We start from the raw sequence: 4862 nt of genomic DNA on the forward strand, positions 1-4862 counted from the left end.
GTGGGTTCGTTAGCAACATTTTTTTATGAAAAAACGTTTGTCGACCTCCCTTGTGAAACACGCCCACAGGATAGAGAAATAATGAGCGAGCATTGCGAGCGAATATATTTCTCAGGTAGGTTAGACACCAGTTCAGATTCGCAACTGGCGTCTAACCTAACTGAAAATTATAGTCGCAAAATAAATTTTACTCCTTAATTTTCTTCTTCCCTTGGTTCACAAGGGAAGTCAGACTTATTTTTTCGCGCCGCCGTTTGCGCTCCCTCTACCCGTCATTCTCGAAAATTTTTCTTGCCATGTTGCGAATGCAACATGGCGAAAACAATAGAAAAATTTATCGGCCGCCCTCAAGTAGCGAAGCGATAGGGCGAAATAAATTGCAATCCCTGGCGTCGTTTTTCAACAAAGTAATAATCATTCGCCAGCGAATCTGTCATTTTACCAACCAGCCGCGCTCAAGTAACGAAGTGATAGCGCAAATATATTAGGCGATGTCGGTTGAGAGCGGGCAAAGTTGACGCCAAGGATTGCAATTTATTCGCGCTATCGCTTCGCTACTTGAGCGCGGCCGATAATCGTTGCGAATGGTTTGCGCTATTGCTGAACGCAATATCGCTCGCAACGATTTCGAGAATGACGGATAGAGAGAGGTGAGATGTCTAAGAAAAAAACATCTGTGATAATAGAGCAATTTCGCCATCAACAAATTTCGGAGAAATTTTTTGATAATTTATATTGTATAGACGCAAGTGAGGCCGCTCCCGCCTGAAATTTGCTTTGGCTTTGCCAAAGCAAACAACATAAAAAACATCGGCTATCAACAAATCGCAGGGCGATTTTTTGATAATTTATATTGTAAAAAGGCGGTTGGAAAACCCAACCGCCTTTTATTTTTTATTGACGTTCGATAAACATCAATATAAGTGGTTATTTTTTATTCCTAACCAACTTCGCCCATAGCAAGGGAATAAACCCAAGCAAGATAGCACCAATGCCGACAAAGACCACAAGGTTAATCCCCCACACAAGGATGGCAGGATTTTCCGGGTCGGGTTCGGCAAATTGCGTGTCGTAGGCAGTGTAAAGACCGACAAACACCATATAAAGCGCGGCCAGGCCCGGGAACACAATATGTGTCATGCCGTCCCATATGCCGTCTTTAAATTTGTTGCGGTAATACCAAGCGCAAGCAAGGCCAGCCATGCTGAGGTAAAAGCAAATTTGAAAGCCTATCGCAGTGATGGAGGCCTCCAAGATGCTACTGACCGATGGCATGAAGGACGATGCAAATATCAGCACCAGGCCAATTGCCCAAATGCTGAGGTTGGCGAAATACGGCGTTTCCCATTTGGGGTGCACCGCGGCATAGCGTTTGTGGAACAAATTGTCGCGCGCCATGGCAAACATACTACGTGTATATTGCAACATGGTGGTTTCAATCGTGCCAACTGTCGACAACATGGTCGCAATGACCGCGATGTAACCCCATGGTTCGGGGAACAGCTTATTGCCAACCGCCAACAACACGTTGGCGCCGCCTGCTTGGATCTCCTCATCGCTCAACACAATCAAAATGACAATCATCAAAATGATATAGATGAGAATAAGGTTAACCATTGACCAAAAGGCACCCTTGGAAGCCGGATGTGGCCGGCCCGCCTTGGTTTCTTCGCTCAGGTTCAGGGTAACATCCCAGCCCCAATAGAAGAAGATAGCGCCCAAGGCACCCTTTGTAAATGTTTCCCACGTGAAGGCGAAGGGTGATAGCCATGAGAATGACGGCGCATGCAGTGGCTTACCCCAATATTGATAAAAAGCACCAATTATCAAGGCGACAACGATGATGATTTCCAATATGCTGAAGGTTACCTGCGCGACCGAGGCATGGCGAATACCGCGTGTTACCACGGCGGTTACCAGCGTCAACCACAGGCCAGCAACCACAGCGACCCAGGTGGTGCTGTCCACCAAGCTAGGGGCAATCAACGCCAAGGTTGATGTTGCCGCCGGTATGGTGGCCGACACCATGAATATTAATGAAGCCACCACCAAAGACCAACCGGAGAAAAACCCCCAGGTTTTGCCAAAGATTTTACCCGCCCAGGCGTAGGTTGCGCCAGCGTTAGCGTCCATTTTGTTTAGATGTATGAAGGCATACATCAGGCCAAACATCACCAGCCCGCAGTAAAATAAACTGCCGACCGATAACACGCCCACCGCGGCCACAATCGCGGCGGCCGTGGCCCCCAAGCTGTATGCCGGGGCGGTGCCCGCTATCCCCATAATGACCGATTCGAACGTGCCAAGCACGCCGGTGGCCAATTTGTTTTTTGCCATGTTATGTTCTCTCCTTTAAAGTAATTACATAAGTTGCAATTTGATGCTGGTTAAAAAATTCATGCCCCAAAAAAATAAAAGTATTTTTTAAATAAATCGACCAGCGATTGAAAGTGATTTTCTGCCACTTGACCGCGACTGTCAAGTATTATTTTTATTTATAGGCGATTTTTTCCTTTGAGTTGTTTTCGAAAGCAACCCAATAATATGGTGCTAGTCAATATGTGGCTAGTCTGGGGCGGGGGTTGCAGTCGTCACCTGGTTGCTCTATAATTGTGGGCGAGATGATTAACGATGTCCCACTCGATTATTTCCCGCCAGATTACACGCGGGTTGCCAAGAAGCCACGGCTGTTGCACACCATGATGCGGGTTATCGATTTGGAACAATCGCTTAATTTTTATGTTGGGTTGTTGGGCATGCGGCTGTTGCGGCGCGACGATTACCCCGATGGGCGTTTCAGCCTGGCCTTCGTCGGTTATGAAGACGAAAAACACGGGGCGGTGATTGAATTAACCCACAATTGGGACCGGACAGAACCCTATGTCGTGGGGGATGCCTTTGGCCATATAGCCATAAGGTGCGATAATTTAAGAAAATTTTGTGATTTTTTAAAATTAAAAAATGTTACTATTCCGCGCCCACCCGGCCCGATGGGGGGTAAACCCGGCGCGCCGATGTTAGCCTTTATCAAGGATCCCGACGGCCATTTGATAGAACTATTGCCCCGCGACTAGCCTTTTAATCCCTCCCCTTTACTTTATATCTTCCTTACAAGATGAAAAGAGCTCTCCTCATGCTGTTGTTTGCCCTGCTTGGCCTGGTGGGGCTGGCGTTGGTTGTTGGCTTGGGGTTTTATCTTTGGAACAAACGGGCCAACCCCTATTACGACGCGGCAAAATCCTATACCACGCCGCGCGGTTTTATCAATTTGGACCCAATAGCCAACCAACCAAGGGAGCGCAAAACAATGAGCGAGATGAGCGCGGCCTATAGCCAATTAAGCAATCAAAAGGAGCAGATTCGTGCCGATGCCGCAAAGGTGCCGCAGGTCGCGCCCGATATAAAATGGTTGCAACAAAATCGTGACCAGACGGCCTTTACCTGGCTGGGGCAATCGACCGCGCTGTTGCAAGTGAATGGCAAGAATATCATCACCGACCCGATTTTTTCCGATTGGTTGGGGGTTGCGTGGTTGGGTGAAAAACGCCTGACGCCCATACCATTGCCGATTGATAAATTGCCGCCGATAGATTTGGTTCTTATTTCCCATAATCATTACGACCATTTGGATGGTTATTCGGTCAGGAATATTGCCGCCCGCAACCCATCAGCGGTGTTTTTGGTGCCGCTGGGGTTAAAAAATTGGTTTCGTTGGCATGGTATTACAAATGTCGTGGAGATGGATTGGGGCGACAGGTGGAGCGAAAACCCTGATAAAAACCTCGGCGACAATCTTGACGACTTAGCGATTTATTTTGTGCCGGCCCAACATTGGAGCACGCGTTATATCCTTGACCGCAATCGTAGCCTGTGGGGCGGTTTCGTGGTGCGGGCGCGGGGGAATAAAGCGAAGCCTTTTACCTTTTATTACAGCGGCGACACTGGTTACAGCCAAAAACTATTCCGCGATATTGGTAAAAAATACGGCGCGATTGATGGCGGGATAGATTGGGCGATGATTCCGATTGGCGCATATGAACCGCGCGATTTTATGAAACGGCAACATGAAAACCCGGCCGAGGCATTAGAAATTCAATCGGACGTGCGGGCCAAACATGCGTTCGGCGTGCATTGGGGCACATTTTTATTGAGCACCGAGGGGGTGTTGCAACCGCCCATCGACCTGAAACTTGCCAAAAAACAAAGGGGCGTGGCGGACGATAGTTTCATTACCTTAGCCATCGGCGAGACAAAAAAAATTAAGTAAAATAAGTTGTATTTTTATATTGCGCGCACTATATTATTGTCATGGCAATGCAAAAGGCAATTTTTGGTGGCGGCTGTTTTTGGGGGGTGGAATCGCTGTTTAGCAAAACCCCCGGGGTGTTGTCGGTGGTGTCGGGTTACGGCGGTGGGCATATGGAAAACCCAACCTATAAAGATGTTTGCACCGCCAAAACCGGCCATGCCGAGGTGGTGTTTGTTACGTTTGACGATAAAAAAGTTTCTTACGAAGAATTGGTGGATTTGTTTTTCCGCCTGCATGACCCAACCCAATTTAATCGTCAGGGGCCCGATTACGGCCCGCAATATCGGTCGTGCATTTTTTGTTTTGACGACGCGCAGTTAAAGGCCGCAACGAAAGTGCGCGACCGCGTGCAGAAATATTTTGACAAAAAAATTGTTACCGAAATTGCCCCATACAGCAATTTTTTTCCGGCCGAGGCATATCACCAAGGTTACGCCGACCGCCACGGCATTGCATGCCACGTGGTGCGGGCATGGCCGCAAGTTGTTTGAGCAAATTATTTTATCAAAAAATATAGTTGGCGAACCCACCTCGAAATTATAGTCGCTAACGC

The 4862-nt window shown here is 47.9% G+C and carries 5 protein-coding genes; 4 read left to right on the forward strand and 1 reads right to left on the reverse strand.

Features of this window, described 5'->3' with window-relative positions:
- Positions 1 to 198, forward strand: a 198-nt coding sequence (locus QM529_07420) for a hypothetical protein (protein ID MDI9314484.1), incomplete at its 5' end; no start/stop codon positions are given.
- A gap of 729 nt (positions 199 to 927) precedes the next feature.
- On the opposite strand, the gene QM529_07425 is transcribed toward QM529_07420, so the two are convergent.
- Positions 928 to 2337: an APC family permease gene (locus QM529_07425; protein ID MDI9314485.1), complete on the reverse strand. Its 1410-nt coding sequence runs from the start codon at positions 2335 to 2337 to the stop codon at positions 928 to 930.
- Between the two features lie 284 nt (positions 2338 to 2621).
- On the opposite strand from QM529_07425, the gene gloA reads away from it, so the two are divergent.
- Genes gloA through msrA form a run of 3 tightly spaced genes read left to right on the forward strand, consistent with a single transcriptional unit; the run spans position 2622 to position 4800 of the window.
- Positions 2622 to 3074 carry a lactoylglutathione lyase gene (gloA, locus tag QM529_07430; GenBank protein MDI9314486.1) on the forward strand — a complete coding sequence of 151 codons (453 nt, stop codon included), beginning with the start codon at positions 2622 to 2624 and terminating at the stop codon, positions 3072 to 3074.
- 41 nt (positions 3075 to 3115) lie between these two features.
- Positions 3116 to 4267 carry an MBL fold metallo-hydrolase gene (locus QM529_07435; protein ID MDI9314487.1) on the forward strand — a complete coding sequence of 384 codons (1152 nt, stop codon included), beginning with the start codon at positions 3116 to 3118 and terminating at the stop codon, positions 4265 to 4267.
- 47 nt (positions 4268 to 4314) lie between these two features.
- Positions 4315 to 4800 (forward strand): peptide-methionine (S)-S-oxide reductase MsrA, encoded by a 486-nt coding sequence (gene msrA / locus QM529_07440; protein ID MDI9314488.1) that lies wholly within the window; start codon positions 4315 to 4317, stop codon positions 4798 to 4800.
- Positions 4801 to 4862: the final 62 nt, after the last annotated feature.

It is taken from the genome of Hydrotalea sp., from assembly GCA_030054115.1.
In the GTDB taxonomy this organism is placed as follows: Bacteria; Pseudomonadota; Alphaproteobacteria; order JASGCL01; family JASGCL01; genus JASGCL01.

Excerpts from the sequence above, each read along its gene's own strand:
- gloA (MDI9314486.1), top strand. The coding sequence starts at position 2,622 with ATGATTAACGATGTCCCACTCGATTATTTCCCGCCAGATTACACGCGG.
- QM529_07425 (MDI9314485.1), bottom strand. The coding sequence starts at position 2,337 with ATGGCAAAAAACAAATTGGCCACCGGCGTGCTTGGCACGTTCGAATCG.
- QM529_07435 (MDI9314487.1), top strand. The coding sequence starts at position 3,116 with ATGAAAAGAGCTCTCCTCATGCTGTTGTTTGCCCTGCTTGGCCTGGTG.
- msrA (MDI9314488.1), top strand. The coding sequence starts at position 4,315 with ATGCAAAAGGCAATTTTTGGTGGCGGCTGTTTTTGGGGGGTGGAATCG.